Source organism: Allobosea sp. GW823-FHT02B03 (genome assembly GCF_058797755.1).
This window is the reverse complement of sequence record NZ_JBXAJY010000005.1, coordinates 1-19,556: the sequence shown is the minus strand read 5'-3', so window position 1 is coordinate 19,556 and position 19,556 is coordinate 1. Positions and strand designations below refer to the sequence as shown.

At 67.2% G+C, this 19,556-nt stretch carries 20 protein-coding genes and 1 pseudogene; 13 read left to right on the top strand and 8 right to left on the bottom strand.

Translation table 11 applies throughout. The annotated features are described in order from the left end of the window. Positions 1 to 205: 205 nt before the first annotated feature. Complete coding sequence (locus tag AC1REK_RS17180) at positions 206 to 784, top strand: L,D-transpeptidase (protein WP_316018870.1); 579 nt, start codon at positions 206 to 208, stop codon at positions 782 to 784. 102 nt (positions 785 to 886) lie between these two features. Here the strand turns inward: AC1REK_RS17180 and AC1REK_RS17175 are convergent, their stop codons facing one another. Continuing rightward, positions 887 to 1,825 carry an AraC family transcriptional regulator gene (locus AC1REK_RS17175; RefSeq protein WP_492269104.1) on the bottom strand — a complete coding sequence of 313 codons (939 nt, stop codon included), beginning with the start codon at positions 1,823 to 1,825 and terminating at the stop codon, positions 887 to 889. A 90-nt stretch (positions 1,826 to 1,915) separates the two neighbouring features. Between AC1REK_RS17175 and AC1REK_RS17170 the strand changes: the two genes are divergently transcribed. Then, complete coding sequence (locus tag AC1REK_RS17170; protein WP_492269105.1) at positions 1,916 to 2,746, top strand: SDR family oxidoreductase; 831 nt, start codon at positions 1,916 to 1,918, stop codon at positions 2,744 to 2,746. 13 nt (positions 2,747 to 2,759) lie between these two features. Here the strand turns inward: AC1REK_RS17170 and AC1REK_RS17165 are convergent, their stop codons facing one another. Further along, the gene (locus AC1REK_RS17165) at positions 2,760 to 3,128 is read right to left on the bottom strand and encodes a gamma-butyrobetaine hydroxylase family protein (RefSeq protein WP_492269106.1); all 369 of its coding nucleotides are present in this window, start codon (positions 3,126 to 3,128) and stop codon (positions 2,760 to 2,762) included. Positions 3,129 to 3,293: 165 nt separating this feature from the next. On the opposite strand from AC1REK_RS17165, the gene moaA reads away from it, so the two are divergent. Next, the gene (gene moaA / locus AC1REK_RS17160; RefSeq protein ID WP_316018939.1) at positions 3,294 to 4,304 is read left to right on the top strand and encodes a GTP 3',8-cyclase MoaA; all 1,011 of its coding nucleotides are present in this window, start codon (positions 3,294 to 3,296) and stop codon (positions 4,302 to 4,304) included. Between the two features lie 23 nt (positions 4,305 to 4,327). On the opposite strand, the gene AC1REK_RS17155 is transcribed toward moaA, so the two are convergent. Genes AC1REK_RS17155 through AC1REK_RS17140 form a run of 4 tightly spaced genes read right to left on the bottom strand, consistent with a single transcriptional unit; the run spans position 4,328 to position 6,945 of the window. Beyond that, a complete protein-coding gene (locus tag AC1REK_RS17155) occupies positions 4,328 to 4,969 on the bottom strand; it encodes a CDP-alcohol phosphatidyltransferase family protein (protein ID WP_492269107.1) in 642 nt (213 codons plus the stop codon). Further along, positions 4,956 to 5,363, bottom strand: a complete 408-nt coding sequence (locus AC1REK_RS17150) for a hypothetical protein (protein WP_492269108.1) — start codon at positions 5,361 to 5,363, stop codon at positions 4,956 to 4,958. The genes AC1REK_RS17155 and AC1REK_RS17150 overlap by 14 nt, the downstream gene beginning before the upstream one ends. Beyond that, positions 5,360 to 6,310: a phosphatidate cytidylyltransferase gene (locus AC1REK_RS17145; RefSeq protein ID WP_492269109.1), complete on the bottom strand. Its 951-nt coding sequence runs from the start codon at positions 6,308 to 6,310 to the stop codon at positions 5,360 to 5,362. The genes AC1REK_RS17150 and AC1REK_RS17145 overlap by 4 nt, the downstream gene beginning before the upstream one ends. Then, positions 6,307 to 6,945: a lysophospholipid acyltransferase family protein gene (locus tag AC1REK_RS17140; protein WP_492269110.1), complete on the bottom strand. Its 639-nt coding sequence runs from the start codon at positions 6,943 to 6,945 to the stop codon at positions 6,307 to 6,309. Before AC1REK_RS17140 ends, AC1REK_RS17145 begins: the two co-directional genes overlap by 4 nt. Before the next feature lie 108 nt (positions 6,946 to 7,053). Here AC1REK_RS17140 and AC1REK_RS17135 point away from each other — a divergent pair. The 3 genes and pseudogenes from AC1REK_RS17135 to AC1REK_RS17125 form a co-directional block, all read left to right on the top strand. Then, positions 7,054 to 7,164: pseudogene (locus AC1REK_RS17135) on the top strand (GTP 3',8-cyclase MoaA); the annotation flags it as partial. A 253-nt stretch (positions 7,165 to 7,417) separates the two neighbouring features. Continuing rightward, positions 7,418 to 7,672, top strand: a complete 255-nt coding sequence (locus AC1REK_RS17130) for a hypothetical protein (RefSeq protein ID WP_492269111.1) — start codon at positions 7,418 to 7,420, stop codon at positions 7,670 to 7,672. 133 nt (positions 7,673 to 7,805) lie between these two features. Next, the gene (locus AC1REK_RS17125; protein WP_492269112.1) at positions 7,806 to 8,879 is read left to right on the top strand and encodes an AI-2E family transporter; all 1,074 of its coding nucleotides are present in this window, start codon (positions 7,806 to 7,808) and stop codon (positions 8,877 to 8,879) included. 68 nt (positions 8,880 to 8,947) lie between these two features. Here AC1REK_RS17125 and AC1REK_RS17120 read toward each other — a convergent pair whose 3' ends face one another. After that, positions 8,948 to 9,913 (bottom strand): GlxA family transcriptional regulator, encoded by a 966-nt coding sequence (locus AC1REK_RS17120; RefSeq protein WP_492269113.1) that lies wholly within the window; start codon positions 9,911 to 9,913, stop codon positions 8,948 to 8,950. Positions 9,914 to 10,067: 154 nt separating this feature from the next. On the opposite strand from AC1REK_RS17120, the gene AC1REK_RS17115 reads away from it, so the two are divergent. From AC1REK_RS17115 to AC1REK_RS17100, 4 genes are all read left to right on the top strand, one after another. Then, the gene (locus tag AC1REK_RS17115; protein ID WP_492269114.1) at positions 10,068 to 11,009 is read left to right on the top strand and encodes a PLP-dependent cysteine synthase family protein; all 942 of its coding nucleotides are present in this window, start codon (positions 10,068 to 10,070) and stop codon (positions 11,007 to 11,009) included. Between the two features lie 229 nt (positions 11,010 to 11,238). Next, positions 11,239 to 12,423 carry an ABC transporter substrate-binding protein gene (locus AC1REK_RS17110; RefSeq protein ID WP_316018858.1) on the top strand — a complete coding sequence of 395 codons (1,185 nt, stop codon included), beginning with the start codon at positions 11,239 to 11,241 and terminating at the stop codon, positions 12,421 to 12,423. 10 nt (positions 12,424 to 12,433) lie between these two features. Then, positions 12,434 to 13,456: a Gfo/Idh/MocA family protein gene (locus AC1REK_RS17105; RefSeq protein ID WP_492269115.1), complete on the top strand. Its 1,023-nt coding sequence runs from the start codon at positions 12,434 to 12,436 to the stop codon at positions 13,454 to 13,456. Next, on the top strand, positions 13,453 to 14,457 hold the full coding sequence (locus AC1REK_RS17100; RefSeq protein WP_492269116.1) for a Gfo/Idh/MocA family protein: 1,005 nt from the start codon (positions 13,453 to 13,455) through the stop codon (positions 14,455 to 14,457). The genes AC1REK_RS17105 and AC1REK_RS17100 overlap by 4 nt, the downstream gene beginning before the upstream one ends. A gap of 24 nt (positions 14,458 to 14,481) precedes the next feature. On the opposite strand, the gene AC1REK_RS17095 is transcribed toward AC1REK_RS17100, so the two are convergent. After that, entirely contained in the window at positions 14,482 to 16,242 is a 1,761-nt protein-coding gene (locus AC1REK_RS17095) for a methyl-accepting chemotaxis protein (RefSeq protein ID WP_492269117.1), read from the bottom strand. A gap of 188 nt (positions 16,243 to 16,430) precedes the next feature. Between AC1REK_RS17095 and solA the strand changes: the two genes are divergently transcribed. From solA to AC1REK_RS17080, 3 genes are all read left to right on the top strand, one after another. After that, the gene (gene solA, locus AC1REK_RS17090) at positions 16,431 to 17,570 is read left to right on the top strand and encodes an N-methyl-L-tryptophan oxidase (protein WP_492269118.1); all 1,140 of its coding nucleotides are present in this window, start codon (positions 16,431 to 16,433) and stop codon (positions 17,568 to 17,570) included. Positions 17,571 to 17,683: 113 nt separating this feature from the next. Next, complete coding sequence (locus tag AC1REK_RS17085) at positions 17,684 to 18,847, top strand: multidrug effflux MFS transporter (protein ID WP_492269119.1); 1,164 nt, start codon at positions 17,684 to 17,686, stop codon at positions 18,845 to 18,847. Positions 18,848 to 18,956: 109 nt separating this feature from the next. Further along, positions 18,957 to 19,556 carry a TRAP transporter small permease subunit gene (locus AC1REK_RS17080; protein ID WP_492269120.1) on the top strand — a complete coding sequence of 200 codons (600 nt, stop codon included), beginning with the start codon at positions 18,957 to 18,959 and terminating at the stop codon, positions 19,554 to 19,556.

Genomic DNA, 19,556 nt, shown 5'->3' with positions numbered 1-19,556 from the left:
GCCCAGATCGCCCCAAGCGGAACTCGAACGGCTGGGCTCTGTTGCAGTGCCGCAACGGACCTGCCCAAAGGAGAGAGGGTCGCGCCGATGTGAATGTCGATCGATTGCGCCAGACAGGCGTTGCTGTCAGAAACTTGGGGAATTGTTGACGTTTTTGCGTCAGCTTTCGCTCCGCGCCACCGCTCACTTCCTGTTTGAGGCTACAATGACCCGTTTCTTCAATCTGGCACTGATCGCCGGCGTGTGCCTTTCGGCCAGCGCGACCGTCGCCGTCGCCGAGATCGACCCGCTGACCCGCCAGCCGCTGATCCAGTATGTCGATCCGGCCAAGGCGCAGGCGACCGCCATCCCGCGTGAGATCGTTTCCTATTCCACCAATCAGCGCCCCGGCACCATCGTCATCAACACTGCCGAGCGCCGCCTCTACTACGTGCTGCCCGATGGCAAGGCCGTCCGCTACGGCGTCGGCGTCGGCCGCCCCGGCTTCGACTGGGCCGGCGTGCAGACTGTCTCGCGCAAGACCGAGTGGCCGACCTGGACCCCGCCGGCGCAGATGCTGAAGCGCCGCCCCGACCTGCCGCGCTTCATGCCGGGCGGCCCGGAGAACCCGATGGGCGCCCGCGCGCTCTATCTCGGCTCGACGCTTTACCGCATCCACGGCTCGAACGAGCCGGAGACGATCGGCCAGGCTGTGTCCTCGGGCTGCATCCGCATGCTGAACGACGACGTGATCGATCTCTACGAGCGCGCCAAGGTCGGCACCCGGGTCGTCGTCGCCCGCTGAGCGACACCCCCTCTCATCTTACGGAAAGGCCGGCCTCGCGCCGGCCTTTTTTGTTGCGGCGATCGGGACTGCCCCACTCCCGCGACGCCCTGACCAAGCGCCTCAAGCGGGCGCTTCTGCTTCCAGCACAGGAGCCGCGTCGGTGCTGTGCCGACGCGCGAAGACTCGCGGCGAGCAGCCGACCCGCTTGCGAAAGGCCGTGCTGAAGGCGCTGGCCGAGTCGTAGCCGACGGTTTCCGCCAGCCGGTCGAGCGATCTGACGCCCCGGCTGAGGGCGTCGCGGGCGAGCGCCATACGCCAGCGCATGAGATAGTCGATCGGCGCGCAGCCGACGGCCTCCGTGAACCGGGCCGCGAAGGTCGAGCGCGACATGCCGGCGAGGCTTGCGAGCCCGGCGACCGTCCAGCCCGCCGCGACATCGGCGTGAATGGCGCGCAGGACCCTGGCGAGAGCCGGCTCGCCCAATCCTGCCAGAAGGCCGGCTGGCAACTCGCCCTGCTCTGGGACGCGTGCTCGGAGGCACTCGACCAGCATAACCTCAAGCAGGCGGCTCAGGATCATGTCGCGACCGGGCCGATCGGCCTCGCACTCCTCCCTGATCAGCCCGGCGATGCCGGCCATCCTTCCGGTCAGCCCTTCGGCCGCACGGATATGGATCATCTCCGGGAGGAGCGCGAGCAGCAGCCCGGCATTGGCCGGCTCGATCTGGAAGGCGCCGCCGAGCATCGCGAAATCAGGCTCGCCCTCGCGCTCGCCATGCCTGACGGCCTCGTGCGACGGCTCCGCCGGGCGGCAGGCCATGCCGGGCTCGCTGGACAGCGAGAAGGCGGGCGTCGCCGGCAGAAGCAGGAAATCGCCCTCACCGAGCCGCAGCGGCGCGCCATCGCCGAGCGCGAGCCAGCAATGCCCGGCGAGCACGAGCGCGAAGCCCGGCTGCCCATAGGCTGCATAGCGCACGCCCCAGGCGCCGCGGCCGGTGATCGGCTTAGACACCGCAGTGTGCGGGCGCAGCAGGGCGACGATCTCGCTGAGCGGATCCATTCTGGACGATCCATAACTCTTTCTGGCGATCTGATTATAGATCGTCGCGAGGCACTGTCTATTGAAGGGATGCAGAAAATGGAGATCTGAATGACCGAGACAGTCCTCATCACCGGCACTTCGTCAGGCTATGGCAAGGCGACGGCCGAACATTTCCTCAGCCGCGGCTGGAACGTGCTGGCGACGATGCGACGCCCCGATCCCGGCCTGTTCGGCGCGCGCACCGAGCGGCTGAAAGTGCTTCCGCTCGACGTGACGGACCAGCGCAGCATCGACGCGGCAATCGCCGAGGGGGTCGCCGCCTTCGGCGCCATCGACGTGCTGGTCAACAATGCCGGGATCGGCATGGCCTCGATCGTCGAAGCGACGCCGGATGCGACGATCCGCGAGGTGTTCGAGACCAACACCTTCGGCGTCTTCGCAACCTGCCGGGCCATCATCCCGCAGATGCGCCGGCAAGGTGGCGGGCGGATCGTCAACGTCACCTCGAGCACCACCATCGGGGTCATGCCGCTGGTCGCGGTCTATGCCGCCAGCAAATGCGCCGTCGAAGGCTTCACGGAATCGCTCGCCTATGAGCTTGAGGGTTTTGGCATCAAGGCGAGGCTGGTCGAGCCCGGCTATGCTCCGACCACCAGCTTCACCGCCAATGGCGCCCAGCGCATGCAGGGCCTGATGCCGGCGGATTACGGCGCCTTCATCCAGTCTTGCTTCGGCAAGATGGCGAATTATCCGACCGCCTACTGCACCGAAGCGGAGGTCGCGGAGGCCGTGTTCCGGGCTGCGACGGAGGATGGGCCGCAGTTGCGCTATCCGGCAGGCCCGGACAGCAAGCTGTTGGCGCAGCTGCGCTGGTCGACCTCGGAGGAGCATTATCTCGGCAGGATGCGGGAGATGTTCGGCCCCGCGCCCTCCCTCTGATGGAGCCTGCGGCTCAGCCCCGCCGCAGCCGCTCCCGCGAGAGCCCCTTCGCCGCGAGCTCGTCGAGATAGGCCTGGAGCTTGGCTTCGCCATCGCGGCCGAGCTCGCGCAGATAGTCCCAGCCATAGATGCCGGTGTCGTGCATGTCGTCGAAGGTCAGGCGCACGGCATAGTGACCGACCGGCTCGACCTTGAGGATTTCGACCTCGCGCTTGCCGGGCACGGTCTGCTTCTGGGTCGGGCCATGGCCCTGGACCTCGGCCGAGGGGCTCTCGACGCGCAGCAACTCGGCGGAGAGGCCGAAGCTCTCCCCGTCCTCGAAGGAGACATGCAGGGTCCGCCGGTCCTTGGACAGGCGTATTTCGGTCGGCCAGGCTGACATCTTCGTCTTTCACCAAGGTGATGTGGCGTTTGCAGCTATTGACGCCGGCCGTACCGGTGCCAATCTCTTTCCTTGTTATAATGATGCGGCTGCCACCACGCACGTGCGAGCAGCGCTTGGTGGAAACGCTGGCGAGACGAAACCAGAGTGCTGATCAATTCCCATATGCCGCTGACGCGTGCGCCGCTGGTCGATCCGTTCGGGCGCGACATCTCCTATCTGCGCATCTCGGTGACGGATCGCTGCGATTTCCGCTGCGTCTATTGCATGTCGGAGGACATGGCCTTCCTGCCGAAGCGCGACCTCCTGACGCTGGAAGAGATCGACCGGGTCGCCACTGCCTTCGTCTCGCGGGGCACGCGGAAACTGCGCATCACCGGCGGCGAGCCGCTGGTCCGACGCGAGATCATGAACCTGTTCCGCTCGCTCTCGCGCCACCTGACCTCCGGCGCGCTCGACGAGCTGACGCTGACCACCAACGGCTCGCAGCTTTCCCGCTATGCGCAGGAGCTGGCGGATTGCGGGGTGCGACGGGTCAACGTCTCGCTCGATACGCTCGATCCGGAGAAATTCCGCAAGATCACGCGCTGGGGCGACCTTTCGAAGGTCTTGGCCGGCATCGAGGCAGCACGGACGGCGGGTCTGCGCGTCAAGATCAACGCGGTTGCGCTGAAGGGCGTCAACGAGGACGAGATCGAGGGGCTGATGCAATGGGCCCACGGGCTCGGCATGGACCTGACCCTGATCGAGGTGATGCCGCTCGGCGAGATCGAGCCGGCGCGGCTCGACCAGTTCCTGCCGCTCTCGGTGGTGCGCGCCCGGCTGATGGACCGCTACACGCTTGTCGACGATCCCTACCGGACCGGCGGGCCGGCCCGCTACGTCAAGGTCGCGGAAACCGGCGGGCTGGTCGGCTTCATCACGCCGATGACCCATAATTTCTGCGAGAGCTGCAACCGCGTCCGCCTGACCTGCACCGGCACGCTCTACATGTGCCTGGGACAGGAGGATGCCGCGGATCTGCGCGCACCGATCCGCGCCTCCGCCGACGACGCCCTGCTCTACCGGGCGATGGAAGAGGCGATCTCGCGCAAGCCCAAGGGTCACGACTTCGTCATCGACCGCCGCCGCCCGCGCGCCGCGGTGGGCCGGCATATGAGCGTGACCGGCGGCTGAGCGACTAGTGGATCTAAGCGAACTCAGCGAGCCCGCAATGCGCGCACGATGTTCGCCGCCCGCCTGAGAGCGGTTACCGCGGCCCCTACCGCGATCACCCCGAGCGCGATGAGCAGCACCTCGTTCTGGCCGCGCCAGAGCGGCTCGAGCAGCGACAGGAGCGCCGCGGCGGTGATGGTCGCCATGCGGTGCTGCTTGGCCATCGGGCCGGAAAAATCGGCCGGCAGCCCGCAATTGCGACCGAGCTCACGGGTATAGGCGGTCAGCACGGCAAAAGCGGCCGCCGCCCAGCCCAGGGCCGGGACTCCGATCCCATAGCCGACGCCGGCGAGGATCAGGATATCGGCGACCCGATCCGGAAACTCATTCCAGAACGGGCCGTCGGCCTCCTGCTTGCCGCCCTCGATCGCGACCATGCCGTCGAAGAGATTGCAGAGCAGCCTGAGCTGGCAGAACAGCGCCGCGGCGAGCAGCAGCGCAGCGCGCGGTCCGGAAGCCGCGCTACCCGCGAGCCAGAAGGCCGCGCCGGCGACCGCCGCCATCGCCATGCTCGCCATCGAGATCTGGTTCGGCGTGATGCCGCTGGCGCTCAGCCGGCGCGCTATCCCCCGGGCCCAACCGGTGTCGCGGCTCGCGAGCGGGCGTCGATCGTCACTCTGCGCCATGGTTCTTCGCCTCCCTGCTCCGCCACAGCGAGAAATTGTAGAGCGCCGCATAGCTGGTCGCGACGGTGAGCGGCACGGCGATCGTCCTCACGATTTCAGGCGTGCCGCCGATCGTGTGAATAAGGGTCAGCAGGCTCGCGGAGACGGCCCCCGCGATCAGGGGCGGGGCCAGAAGCGCGGTCAATCCGGAGAAGCGGCTGGCGAGATACTCGATGCCGCGCTTCAGCAGCAGCGTGATGAGCGCCGACAGCGTGCCCTGGATGAGCCCGGCGAGCAGCGGCGCCGGCATCGGGTGGGCGCGATTGGCGAAAACCGCCCAGCTGCCCATGGCGAGGAAGGCGAAGCCGACATGGACGATGCTGCTACGCATCAGGCGGGCGAGCGGCGGGCTCATGTCGCCGACCAGCCATAGCGGACGAGATGGAAAAAGATCGGGGCGGAGAACACCACCGAATCGAGTCGGTCGAGGAAGCCGCCATGGCCGGCGATCAGATGGCCCCAGTCCTTGATGCCGCGATCGCGCTTGATCGCCGACATGACGAGGCCGCCGAAGAAGCCCATCAGCACGATGACCAGCGCCAGGAAAGCCGCCTGCAGCGGCGTGAACGGCGTCATCCAGGACAGGGCCGCCCCGACCGCCGTCGCGCTGAGCGCGCCGCCGATGAAGCCCTCGACCGTCTTCGATGGCGACAGCCTCGGCGCGATCTTGGTGCGGCCGAGCAGCTTGCCCCAGACGTACTGCAGCACGTCGCTGATCTGCACGACGATGACGAGGAAGGCGATCAGCAGGACGTTGCGGCCCTGAAAACCGGGGATGTCGAGGCTGAGCAGCGCCGGCACATGCGAGATGCAGAAGACGCAGATCATCAGCGCCCACTGCACCTCGGCGATGCGCACGAGGAAATGCTCGGTGTCGCCGCGCAGCGAGGCGATGATCGGCATCAGCAGGAAGGCGTAGACGGGGATGAAGATCGAATAGAGGCCGTACCAGTCGATCCAGATCAGGTAATACTGCACCGGCAGCACGACGAAGAAACCGGCTGCGAGCGCCCAATGGTCGGCGCGGCGGGTGTCGGTCAGCGTGATGAATTCGCGCAAGGCCGCGAAGGAGCAGAAGCCGAAGAGCAGCGTCACGCCGGTCTTGCCGCCGATCAGCGCCAGCCCCATCAGCACGATCATGATCCACCAGGCGCGGATGCGATCGTTCAGGTTCTCGACCACGGCATTCGAGCCATCGGGCGACAGCCGACGCTGCAGCACATAGCCGATCGCGGATGCCACGATCAGCACACCGAGCAGGCCGGCCAGCACGGCAAGAAGATCAGGATGCGGCATCGTCATGGTGCGCTGGCCTTCGGTGACAATGCGAGCAGCGCCGCTTCAGCCCGCGTAAGGAAATCCTGCTTCGTCTCGGCCTCGGAAAGGGTGAGAGCAGCGCCGAAGCTGACGGTGCAGACCAGTGGGACCGGCACGAACTCTCCTTTCGGCATGACGCGGTTGAGATTGTCGATCCAGACCGGAACGAGCGCCGCGTTCGGCCGGGCCTGCGCCAGATGGAACAGCCCGCTCTTGAACGGCAGCAGCGGCGCGTCCGTCGTGTTGCGCGTCCCTTCCGGGAACACGATGAGGGACGAACCGGCGTCGAGCGCTTCGGTCATCTGGGCGATCGGATCAGTCGTTCGGGTGGCTTGGTTCCGATCGATCAGGACGGCGTTGAAGACATCGCGGCCGATGAAGCGCCGAAGGCCGCTCTTCAGCCAATAATCGCTTCCTGCGACCGGCCGGGTCGCGAAACGCAGGCGGCGCGGCAGCACGGTCCAGATCAGGACGAAATCGCCATGGCTGGCATGGTTGGCGAAATAGATCCGCTGCTCGTCGGTCGGTGCGATACCGTCCCATCGTCCGCGCACCGCCGTGATGAAGCGGGCAAAGAACAGAATGAACGCGCCAGCCAGGCCGGCTCCGATTTCGCGCATTCCCCCACCCGATTACCAGACCTGCGATGACGTAGCGTTCACAGCGAACGCTGTCGACATTGCGCGGGTCTGAGGCAGTTTCGAAACCGCCAATCTCAAATATCTGCGCGCCCGATCCGCATTTCCGCCGACGATGCCCTGCTCTACCGGGCGATGGAGGCGGCGATCTCGCGCAAGCCTCGGGGCCACAACTTCATCATCGACCGCCGCCGCCCGCGCGGTCTTGGGCCGGGACATGCGCGCGGCCGGCGGGTCGAGATCGGGCCGGGCGAGACGGTATCGGGGCGCGCCCGCCACGCATCGAGCCATTTCGAAAGCGCCGGAGTTGAATTAGGCTGCGACATCGATGGGGCGGCCGAGCCTATGCCCCGGGCCGGAACCCAGCCATGACGGGTGTCGGCCTGACGTGGGTCAGAAACTTCGCCAGCACTCGCCCATCTTGCCTGCACGAAGACAGTCGATGGAGGTGGACATGAAGCTCCCGATCACATTGGCGGCATTGGCAATCGCATTCGTCGGCATCAGCGCAGAAGACGCCGGTGCAGTCGTCTACTGCACTTATGTCGGCTATCCCGTCGGCTGCGTCGCGAGACCCGGCGTGGCCCTGGCGCCACGACCGGTCGCCCGCGCCGTCGCGACGCCCGGCGTCGGCGCGCCCGGCGTCGGCGTGAGGCCTGGAACCCCGATGAATCGCGGCGGCCCGGTCAATCGGGCCGGCAGGCGCTGAAGACTTCTGCTCCGCGGCAATCGCGGAGCAGAACCTGCTCTTCACACTTTTGCAGACCGGGCCACGACCATTCCGGCCGAGCGGCGCCGTAGAAGCGCAGGTTCGCGCAGGTATCCGACCAAGGGACAGATCGATGGACAGGAAGGCGCCGGAAACCGGCCAGGCCCTCCCGGCCTCGACGATCATCGACACCGCGATCCGCGTCGGGCTCGTCGCCATCCTGGCCTATGCCGGTGCCCGCATCATCCTGCCGTTCGTCTTTCTCCTGATCTGGTCGGTGATCCTGTCCGTGATGCTCTACCCGCTGCATCGCCATCTGGCGCCGCGGCTCAGCAACCGTGGATCGGCCTTGTTGATCGGCCTGCTCGGCGTCGCGCTGTTGCTCGGACCGACGGCGCTCATGGTGACGTCTCTCGCGACGTCGCTCTATTCGGTGGTCTCGAGCCTGCAGGGCCAGGATCTGACCTTTCCGCCGCCACCGCTCTGGCTCGGCGGCGTGCCCGTGATCGGCGCGAAATTGACGGAGAACTGGGCGCTCGTCGCATCCAACCTGCCCGCTGCCCTGGCAAAATACGGCCACCTGCTGACCGGCCCGCTTGCCTGGCTGGGTTCGTTCGCGGGCCGTCTGGTGATCGGCGAATTATCGTTCATCGTTTCATTCGCGATTGCCGCCGTGCTCCTCGCCTATGGCGTGGATGCCGCTGCTTTGGTCCGTCGCGTGCTGCTGCGCATCACCGGAAGCCAGGAACGGACGGAGCGACTGGCGAGCCTGACCGCGGCGACGATCCGCGGCGTCGGCCTCGGCGTGGTCGGCGTCGCCCTGGTCCAGTCGCTGCTGCTGGGCCTCGGCTTCTTCGCCATCGGCCTGCAGGCCGCCGGCCCGCTGACGCTTGTCGCCCTGCTGCTCGGCATCATCCAGATCCCGCTTATCCTGCTGACTCTGCCGGTCGTCGCCTATGTCTTCTTGACCGAAGCGACGCAGGTAGCGGTGATCTTCCTGATCTGGAACGTCGTCGCCGGGCTCAGCGACAATGTTCTCAGGCCGCTGATGCTCGGCCGGGGCCTGGAAGTCCCGATGCCGATCATCCTGTTCGGGGTCATCGGCGGCATGATCGCCGAGGGGCTGCTCGGCCTGTTCGTCGGCCCCGTCCTGCTCGCCGTCAGCTACGTGCTGCTGCTCGAATGGCTCGAACAGCGCCCGACCTGACGCATCCGGCGCGCCCCTTCACGCGACCGGACGCGCGGCATGCTCCAGCCGCCTTCGCCGTCGACGCTCTACGACCGCAGCTCGGTCCGCAATTCCCGAACACCGCGACCAAGCCGGCGCCGCAGCAGGGTCCGCAAGGTCGCGGAATCGGCATAGCCGACCTCACCAGCAATCTTCTCGAGATCCTGCCCGATCGAGACGAGATGCTGGGCCCGCTCGACCCGCATGTCCTGGAAGAAGGCGAGCGGCGATTTTCCAAGCACGGCTTCCGTACGACGCTGCAAGGTCCGGGTGCTGACCGCCAATGCGTTCGCCGCCTCCTGAAGCGAGAAGCCGGAGGCGAGATTGTCGCGAGCCCAGCGCTCGAAGCGTTCGATCAGCGGGTCGGCATGGGCGAGATGATCCGGGATGATATAGCGGGCCTGGGAGGACCGCCGGTCGATCAGCATGAAGCGCGCGACGAGCGCAGCCATCTGAGGGCTCGCCTGGCGCACGAGCCATAGCGCCAGATCGAGATGGCCCATCATGGCTCCAGCCGTGATCATGCGCTCGGATGCGATGACCATCCGTGAATCGTCCAGCCTCACATCCGGATAGCGCCGGCGGAACAAGGGTGCGAGCGACCAGGTCGTCGTCGCCTCCCGGCCATCGAGCAGGCCGGCCTCCGCCAGCAGGAACGTGCCGATGCAGGCACCTGCCATCCCCACTCCCTCCGCGTGCCAGCTGCGCAGCTGGGCGAGGCCCTCGACGACGTCCGGCCGCCCCAAGGCATCGACCAGCCGGTCCGGCTGCTTGGCGTTCAAGGCCGGCACGATCACCCAATCCGGCCTGCGCACCGAAGCCGCCGCCTCGACTGTCGCGGCGAGGCCGATCGCGGTTCGGATCTGGGGCCGTACCCCGACGAGCTTCACATCGAACAATGGGCGCTCGATCCCCTGGGCGACCGCCAGCTCGTTGGCGGTCGAGAAGGTGTCGAGCAAGACGGTCAGACCGGTATCGAAAACCCCGTCGAGTGCGAGAACCGTCAGACGCATGGCGTAAATGATCCCAAGATTGTCATTTACGACGATAGTGCACCGCTGGGCACAGGTCTATTTTTCGATCGCAGCCCATGCCGATCGCCCGGCCGTTTCCGTCGGGCTGACGAGCCGCCCCCTGTCATCCCCTGCAATCTCGCGAGCCCCCCCGATGAACAACGCCCCCGCGACCATTCTCGACACGATCGGCAACACCCCGCTGCTCGCCTTGCGCAATGTCGTCCCAGCCAATGGCGCGCGCATCCTCCTCAAGCTGGAAAGCCGGAACCCGACCGGCAGCATGAAGGACCGGATGGCGCTGGCCATGATCGAGGCGCCGGAAGCCGACGGCCGCCTGAAGCCGGGCGGCGCGGTCGTCGAATATACGGGCGGCAGCACGGGCGTCTCGCTGGCGCTGATCTGCGCGGTCAAGAAGCATCCGCTTCACCTCGTGACGTCGGACGCCTTCTCCAGGGAGAAGCTCGACCACATGCGTCTTCTCGGCGCGAAGCTGACGATCGTGCCGAGCGAGAACGGCAAACAGACCGAGAAACTGACGAAGAATATGATCGCCGAGGCTCATCGCATCGCGCAGAATCTGGGTGCCTACATCACCGCCCAGATGGAGAACACCGACCAGCTCGCGGCCTATGCGAAGCTCGCCGACGAGATCTGGGAGCAGACCGGAGGGCGCATGGACGGCTTCGTCCAGAGCGTCGGAACGGCGGCGGCGCTCCGCGGCATCTCCGAAAAACTTCGCCAGCATGACGGGCACATCCGTTTCGTCGCCGTCGAGCCGGCCGAATCGGCCGTGCTTTCGGGTGGACCGTCCGGCGCGCACAAGATCGACGGGATCGGCGCCGGCTACATCGTGCCGCTCTGGCATGAGGGCATCGCCGACGACATCGAGCGCGTCTCGACCGAGGAAGCCAGGGCGACGGCGTTTCGACTGGCGGCCGAGGAAGGCCTGTTCTGCGGCACCTCGACAGGCGCCAATGTCGCTGCCGCCCTGCGGCTGGCCGAACGTCTCGGGCCGAACGCCACGATCGTCACGATCATGTGCGACACCGGCATGAAGTATCTGAAGACGTTCTCACAAGCTCTGGAGCCCTGATGGGTCCCCGTGTCGAATCCTGCGGCACCCGTACGTGCGGCAAGGCTGGCAGCCGATCTCCCCGGTCTCACTGGCCGCCCTCCCGAGCAATGGACGGCCCCGAGTATCGGCAGGAACCCGATCTCACGCTCCTGGACTTTAACGCTTCAACCTCTTGCCCGCCGCTGCTTGTGCACTAGTATACATGCCAAGGTCACAGCAAAATCGACCGGGACAGAGGGAGTGAGACATGGCCAATCCGACACGGCGCGGCGTGATCGCCGGTGCTTCCAGCCTTGCGGCACTGCATGCGAGCGGCGCCTTCGCACAGGGCGCGATGCCTTCGAGCCCGGTGATGCTCAACATCATCGACGTCGCCGGAAACCTGCAGCTGACGCAGAGTTCGATCGAGAAATTCGCCAAGGACAATCCGAAGCTGATCTCGCGCCTGAATTTTTCGCGCGCGCCCTCGCCCGAATTGCCGGCCAAGCTCAAGGCTCAGCAGGATGCCAACCGCGTCGACATCGACATGGTGCTGACCGGGCCGGGCGCGATGTCCGACGGCATCCAGCAGGGGCTGTGGGTCGACGTCTGGAAATCGCACACGGCGGCCCTGCCGAAGGCGGAGGACACCTATCACGAGCAGGCGCTGATGATGCAGCGCAATTTCGGCCAGAACGAAGGCGTCGCCGTCGTCTATTCGCCCTCCGGGCCGCTGTTCGAGTACATGCCCGACAAACTCAAGACGGTGCCGAAGACGGCCGAGGAGTTCCTGGCCTATGTGAAGGCCAATCCCAACCGCTTCACCTATGCCCGCCCGCTGAACTCCGGCCCGGGCTGGACCTTCCTGCAGGGCATGCCGTACATCCTCGGCGACAGCGATCCGAGCGACCCGATGAACGGCTGGGCCAAGACCTGGGCCTATCTCAAGGAACTCGGCACGGCGATCGACTACTATCCGACCGGCACCGCCGCGACGATGAAGGAACTCGGCGACGGCACGCGCGACTGCATCGTCTCGACGCTGGGCTGGGACATCAACCCACGCGCGCTCGGCATCGTGCCGAAGGAGGCCAAGGTCTTCACCATCGCCAACACGCACTGGATTCCGGACACCCAGTTCATGTGCATCCCGAAGGGCGTGGCGGCGGCCAAGATCCCGGTGATCCTCGCCCTGATGTCGCATCTGCTGAAGCCGGAATCGCAGGCTGCGACCTATGACAAGGGCTATTTCTACCCCGGTCCGGCGATCAAGGGCGTTACCCTCGCCATGGCGCCGCAGGAGAGCCAGGACGTGCTGAAGGAGTTCGGCCGGCCCGAATATGACAGCCTGATCGCGAGCCTGCCGACGCGCCCGCCGCTGACGCCCGAACGCCTGGTCGCCGCCTTCCGGCGCTGGGACCAGGAGATCGGCGTCGGCCACGCGCCGAAGTGAGAGGCGGCGAATGCGTTTCGCCGCCATCGGCCTCGACCATCGCCACATCTACCACATGGTCGGTGGCCTGCTGGAGGCCGGCGCGCATTGCGCCGGCTTCGACCCTACGACCAGCGACCCGCGGGTGCTCGCGGGCTTTCGCGAACGCTTCCCGCAGCTCGCAGAAGCGCCGGCCGAGCGCCTGCTGGATGATTCCACGATCGAGCTGATCGTCTGCGCCGGCATCCCCTCGGAGCGGGCAGCCCTCGCCGTCCGGGCGATGCGGGCCGGCAAGGACGTGATGGTCGACAAGCCCGGCGTCACGTCCTTCGAGCAACTCGCCGAGGTCGAGCACGCCGTCGCCGAGACCGGCCGGATCTTCTCGGTCTGCTTCTCCGAGCGCTTCATCGTCCCCTCGACCATCGTCGCCGGCAAGCTGATCGCGGACGGCGCGATCGGGCGGGTCGTCCAGACGGTCGGCCTCGGACCGCACCGGCTCAACCGGACCATCAGGCCCAGCTGGTTCTTCGACAGGCAGTATTTCGGCGGCATCCTGACCGACATCGCCTCGCATCAGATCGACCAGTTCCTGCATTTCACCGGCTCGCAGGATGCCGAGATCGTCGCCTCCGGCGTCGGCCATTTCGGTGCGGCCGACCTGCCTGACTTCGAGGATTTCGGCGAGATCCTGCTGCGCAGCGACAGGGCTTCCGGCTTCATCCGTGTCGACTGGTTCACCGCCGACGGGCTGCCGACATGGGGCGACGGGCGGCTCACCATCCTCGGCACTGAGGGCACGATCGAACTGCGCAAATATGTCGACATCGCCGGCAGGCCGGGCACCGACCACCTCTTCCTGGTCGACAAGACCGGCACCCGCCATATCGACGCATCCGGCGAGCCATTGACCTATTTCCGCGACCTCATCGCGGATGTCGAAGCCCGCAGCGAGAAGGCGGCGACGCGAAGGCACGTCTTCACCGTCTGCCGCCTCGCCCTGCATGCGCAGGACCGGGCCGTGCGCCTGCCGATCAGGGGAGCCGAGGCAAAGTGACACGCAAGATCGGCATCGCCGTCATCGGCCTCGGACCGGCCGCTCTGCCCCATTCGCGCAGCCTCGTCGATCTCGCCGAGCGGGTCGACGTCCGGCATGTCGTCAGCCGCTCGCAGCAGCGTCTCGACGCCTACCGCCAGCAGTTCCCATTTCCGGGAACGACCGACATCGAGGCGGTGCTCGCCGACCCCACCGTCGAGGCGGTCATCGTCCTGACGCCGCCCTCCAGCCATCTCGAAGTCTCGGCACGCTGCCTCGCCGCAGGCAAGCATGTGCTGGTCGAGAAGCCGCTCGAACTGACGGCGGCGCGGGGCGCCGATCTTGTGGCGGCGGCGCGGCGGGCCGGCAAGGTCTTCGGCGTCGTGCTGCAGCACCGTTTCCGGCCTGCGAGCCTGCGCCTGAAGGCTGCGCTCGACGATGGCGAGCTCGGCGAGGTCGAGGCCGCGCTGCTGCAGGTGCCGTGGTGGCGGCCGCAATCCTATTACGACGAGCCAGGCCGCGGCACGCTCGCCCGCGACGGCGGCGGCGTGCTGCTGACGCAGGCGATCCATTCGCTGGACCTGTTCCGCTCGCTGGTCGGGGTCTCGCGTGTCGTGGCGGCCCAGGTCCGCACGACCGGGCTGCACCGGATGGAGACGGAAGACTATGTCGGCGCGCTGCTCGAAACCGCCAATGGTGCCCCGGCGACGCTGGTCACCACCACCGCCGCCTACCCGGGCCATCCCGAACGGATAGAGATCATCGGCCGCAAGGGCCATGCGGCGCTGGTCGGTGGGCGGCTCGAGCTCGCCTTTCTCGACGGACGCAGCGAAACCGTGGAGGCCGAAGGCAGCACCGGCTCGGGCGCCAACATCATGGACTTCCCCCACGATGCACACAGGGCGGTGATCGCGAACTTCCTCGATGCGATCGAGAGCGGCGGCGACCCGGTCGTCACCGGCGAGGAAGCCCTCGCCTCACAGAGGCTCATCGACGGCATCCTCACCGCCAGCCGGCGCTGACGCCCCGGCCCGGAGCGCGGCCCCTCACATCCGATAAGCCATCCGCACGCCGCCCCAGTGGCGGCCATGGATGCTGAGCGGGGCGTCGACCTCGCGCATCAGCTGCGTGCCGGCAGCGCCCATGTCGCGATGATAGGATTGCACCAGGAACGGCCGGGTCGAGCGCGCCGCCATGATGCCGGCCCGGTCGTCGAAGATGCGGCGGTCGCGGCTGTAGGCCGGGTCCCAGTCGGCCTCCCCCGGACGCTGCGGCTGCGAATACTGCGGGTGGTGCACCGGGATGTAGCCGTTGCGATCGATCGCCACGGCGAAGACCAGACGCGTATCGCTCCGCAAGGTCTCCGCCAGGATCGGAGGCAGGATCGCTTGCAGGACCGGCAGGGCACGGTTGCTGAACTGCCGCGGCTCGGTGTCCGGCAGCGCGACATAGTCGGTGTCGAACAATTCCTCCTCGCGCAGGCGGCGCTGGCTCAGCGCATCCTCAAACAGCAGGGCGACCTGTTGCGAGAACAGCTGGGCGCGCTCGATCAGCGGGCGATAGGCCTCCTCGACCTCGGCTAGGCGCTGGTGGAGCGCCGTCTGTCCCTGGCTGTCCTCGTGATCGAAGGCGATGTGGAGGCCGAGATCGCTCCTCGCCTTGATCCGGCAAGCCAGCGGCGGCATGCCTTCGACGACGAGCTCGCCGCGCGCTCCCACCGGCAGGCGCAGATCATCCGCCCCGGCGAGAAGCGTTCCGCCGAAGCCGAGATCGATGGTCTGCAGCGCATGGCTCTCACCCGCGACCGAAAGCGTCGCGGCAAGTTCGGCCGGAAAGCGGTCGTGCCGCCGGCGATCGGCGAACAGGGTCTGGCGCAAGGTCGGGACGAAGCGCTCGAGGAGCCCGTCGGCCTGGCGTGCCCCCTCCGAGAGCGCCCGGCGTGCGCCTGCGCTTTCGTCGGCCGCTGCGAGCGCGACCCGGTCGATGTCGCTGACGCGATGCTGGACGGTCTCGATGAAGCGCGCCGTGACCTCGGCCGAGCGTGACAGCTCGGCGGCTGCGGCAGCCTGCTCATGCGAAGCCTCTCCGATCGTCGCCATCACCGGGTTGACGTCGCCGACCAGCCGGAACGCGTCGCTGACGAAGGACGCCGAGCCATGCGTCGCCTGGTTCAACCGGTCGACCCGGCCGCGGATGTCCTCGACAGCATTGCGGACCTCGAGCGAAAGCGACTTCACCTCCTGCGCCACGACGCCGAAGCCGCGGCCGGCCTCGCCGGCGCGGGCGGCCTCGATGGTGGCATTGAGGGCGAGCAGGTTGGTCTGGCGGGCGATCTCGGCGATGGCATCGACGATCGAGCGGATCTCGGCGGTCGCCTGCGTCAGATCGCTCATCATCCTTGTTGCCTCGGCGGCGCGCGTGGCGGCGGCGTCGAGCATGTCCCTGGCGCCCATCATCGAGGCGCCCACGCGTTCCGCCGCCTCGGAGACCTGTACGGTCGCGCTGGCGAGCGCCGAGGAATTGGCACTGGCGGTGAAGGTCACCTCGCGCAATTCGGCCATGCCGCCATGAATCTCACGCGAGCGCGCCTCGGAGCGTGCGGAGAACTCCTCGGCGCGGCCGAGCCCGTCATTGAGCCGGCGCATGGCGGCGACGACGTCGTTCTCGAGTTCGTTGACGGCCTCGCCAAGAGGGGCGTCGGCTGGCGGCGCTGGCTTCGCGAGCTCAGGAGGCGGAGCGACCGGCTCCGCAACCGGCTCGGCGGGACCGACACGGCCCAACAGACGCCGGAATGAGCGAGCAAGCATAGGCCGATCCCGGAAAAGCACGTATTCGCAAGCTATGCCGCGCGCACGGTTAACAAACCTTCTGCGCGGGACCGCCCCGCCTCCCACCGCGCGCATGCAGCCGACCTGCCCGCGGGCATGGACCGTCGCGGACCCGTGGGACTAGATTGCCGCATTCGCCCGGCCGGACATCGAGGACAAGAACAGCAATGACTGCGCCTCATTACGACGTGATCGTCGCCGGCGTCGGCGCCATGGGATCGGCCGCCTGCTGGCATCTGGCCAAGCGCGGCCTGCGTGTCCTCGGGCTCGAGCGCTTCGATCTCGGCCACGCCATGGGTTCCTCGCACGGGCTGACCCGGATCATCCGCCTCGCCTATTTCGAGGGCTCGCATTACGTCCCGATCGTGCGCCGGGCGCACCAACTCTGGCAGGAGACCGGCGATGCTGCCGGGCTGAAGCTGCTGCACGTCACCGGCTCGCTTGACCTCGCCCCTGAAGGTGCCGGCCCGGTCGAATCCTCGCTGCAATCCTGCCTGGACCACGGACTGGCGCATGAGGTGCTCGACCAGGCCGAGATCGCCAGGCGTTTTCCGGCCTTCCAGCTGCCGTCAGGCCATCTCGGACTCTGGCAACCCGACGGCGGCTTCGTCGCCTCGGAGAAGGCGATCTACGCCCATGTCGGCCTTGCCCAGTCGAAAGGCGCGGAAATCCGTACCGGCGAGCCGATGCTGGACTGGCGCCCGACCGCCGATGGCGGCGTCATCGTGCGGACCGAGCGGGGCAACTATTCGGCCGGCAGGCTGGTGATCACTTCCGGCGGCTGGATCGCCGACGCGGTGCCGGCGCTGGCCTCACAAGTCAAGACGGTGCGCCAGGCGATCGGCTGGTTCACGACGCGCCGGCCCGAGCTGTTCCGCGAAGGCGCCTTCCCGGTCTTTATCCTGACCGTCGAGGAAGGCAATTTCTACGGCTTCCCGCTCTACGAGCATCCCGGCTTCAAGCTGGGCGGACCGCATTTCGGGCGCGAGCCGATGGATCCGCGCGATCCCGACCGCACGCCGAGCCCGACGCAGGTTAGGCTGATCCGCGAGTGCCTCGCGCGCTATATCCCCGACGCGGCCGGCGATCCGCTGACGGTAAAGGGCTGCGTCTATACGGTCTCGCCCGATGAGGGCTTCGTGATCGACACCGTGCCGGGCGTGCCACAGGCGGTGTTCGCCTCGGCCTGCTCGGGCCACGGCTTCAAGTTCGCCAGCGCCATCGGCGAAATCCTCGCCGATCTCAGCACCGACACCAAGACGCCTTTCGACCTCTCCCCCTTCGCTCTCGCCCGCTTCGACGCCTGAGCAGGCCGCGCCCGACTGGAGCCCGCCTTGGCTACCGCCGCCCAGAATCGCAGCGGCCTCCTCGCCATGGTGGCGGAGATGGCACTGCACCCCCCGGAAGGCGGCAAGCCGCTATGAGCCCGAAGCGCCCGGCCCTGCTGATCCTGGTCGCAATCTCGACGCTGCAGCCGATCGCCCTCAACATGGTCGCGCCGGCGACGCCGGCGCTGGCCCGCGGCTTCTCCGCCAGCTACGCCACGATCCAGCTGACGCTGACGCTCTTTCTCGTCGCGGTGGCGCTGACGCAGCTCATCGTCGGGCCGCTCTCCGACCGCTTCGGCAGGCGCCCCTGCGTGCTCGCCGGCATCGTCGCCTTCATCCTCGGATCGGCGCTCGGCGCGATCGCCGAAACCACCGGAGCATTGCTGTTCTCGCGCGTGCTGGAAGGTGCCGGCGCCGGCACGACCTTCGCCCTCGCCCGCGCCATCATCCGCGACACATCGAGCCGCGACGAGGCGGCCGGCCAGATTGCCTCCGTGACCATGGTCATGGTCGTCGCCCCGATGCTCGCTCCTTATGTCGGCGGCCATATCGAGACCTGGTTCGGCTGGCGGATGATCTTCTGGACGATGACCGCCGTCGGCGTGGCAGTGCTGGTGCTGACGGCGATGCGCCTGCCTGAAACCGCACCCAGCGTCGGCATCCGCACCTCGCTGCTCGGGATTTTCCGTGCGTTCCCCGAACTAGCCGGCAATCGGGCCTTCATCGTCGACGTCATCGCGCTGACGATGACGTCCGCCTCCTTCTTCGCCTTCATCGCGGCGGCGCCCTTCATCGTCGTCGAAACCATGGGGCGGGGCTCCGACGTCTACGGCGCGTACTTCATCCTCAACGCCTTCGGCTACATGATCGGCAACTTCGCGATGTCCCGGCTCGCCATCCGGGTCGGCACGGCGCGGATGGTCCGGATCGGCCTCGCGATCTCCTTCGTCGCGATCAGCGCCGCCTTCGCGATCTCGCTTTCGCCGTACTGGACGCCGCTGACGCTGTTCCTGCCGCTGGCTCTGAACGCGATCGGCAACGGTCTGACGATCCCGGGAGCCACCGCCTCCGCACTCTCGGCCAAGCCCGAACTCGCCGGCTCCGCCGCCGGGTTGATGGGCGCCGTCCAGCTCGGCTCCGGAGCGCTCGCGACGATCGCGATCAGCGCTTTGGTCACCATCTGGCCGCAGACGCTGATGGCGATGATGTGGCTGATGCTTGCCGTGGCGCTGCTCGCGCTGCGCTTCGGGCGCTGATCCACAGCCCGGCTCAGACATAATCTTGCGCGTCATGTAGCATTGGTATAACCGCCCTTCATGCGGCGCATGATGCCGCCATAATCGATAGACGTCAGGGAGCCCCGCAGTGGAAGGACCACTCGCTTTCAGCCGCGTGATCGACAAGATCAATCGCGAGATCGGAAAGAAGGTCGCCTGGCTGATCCTGCTGGCCGTCATCGTCGCCACCGTCAACGCCATCGTCCGCAAGGTCTTCAGCGTCTCGTCCAATGCCTGGCTCGAGCTGCAATGGGTGCTGTTCGGCACGGTCTTCCTGCTCTGCGCCGCCTGGACGCTGCAGGTGAAGGAGCATATCCGCATCGACATCGTGAACAGCATGCTGCCCAAGCGCGTGCAGCAGTGGATCGACCTGATCGGCCACACCCTGTTCCTGATGCCGTTCTGCCTGCTGATGATCTACCATTCCTGGCCGTTCTTCACCCGCTCCTATGCAGTGAACGAGCAGTCGCTTTCGGCCGGCGGCCTGCCGCAATGGCCGGCCAAGGGCCTGGTCATCATCGGCTTCATCCTGCTCGCCTTCCAGGGCATCTCGGAGATCATCAAGCAGATCGCGATCATGCGCGGGAAGCTCGACGACGACGACGCGCTGCGCGGCCACGCCGCCGCTGCCGAGGCCGAGGCCCAACGCCTGCTCGACCAGGCGAAGGCCGAAGGCCTCGCCCCGTGA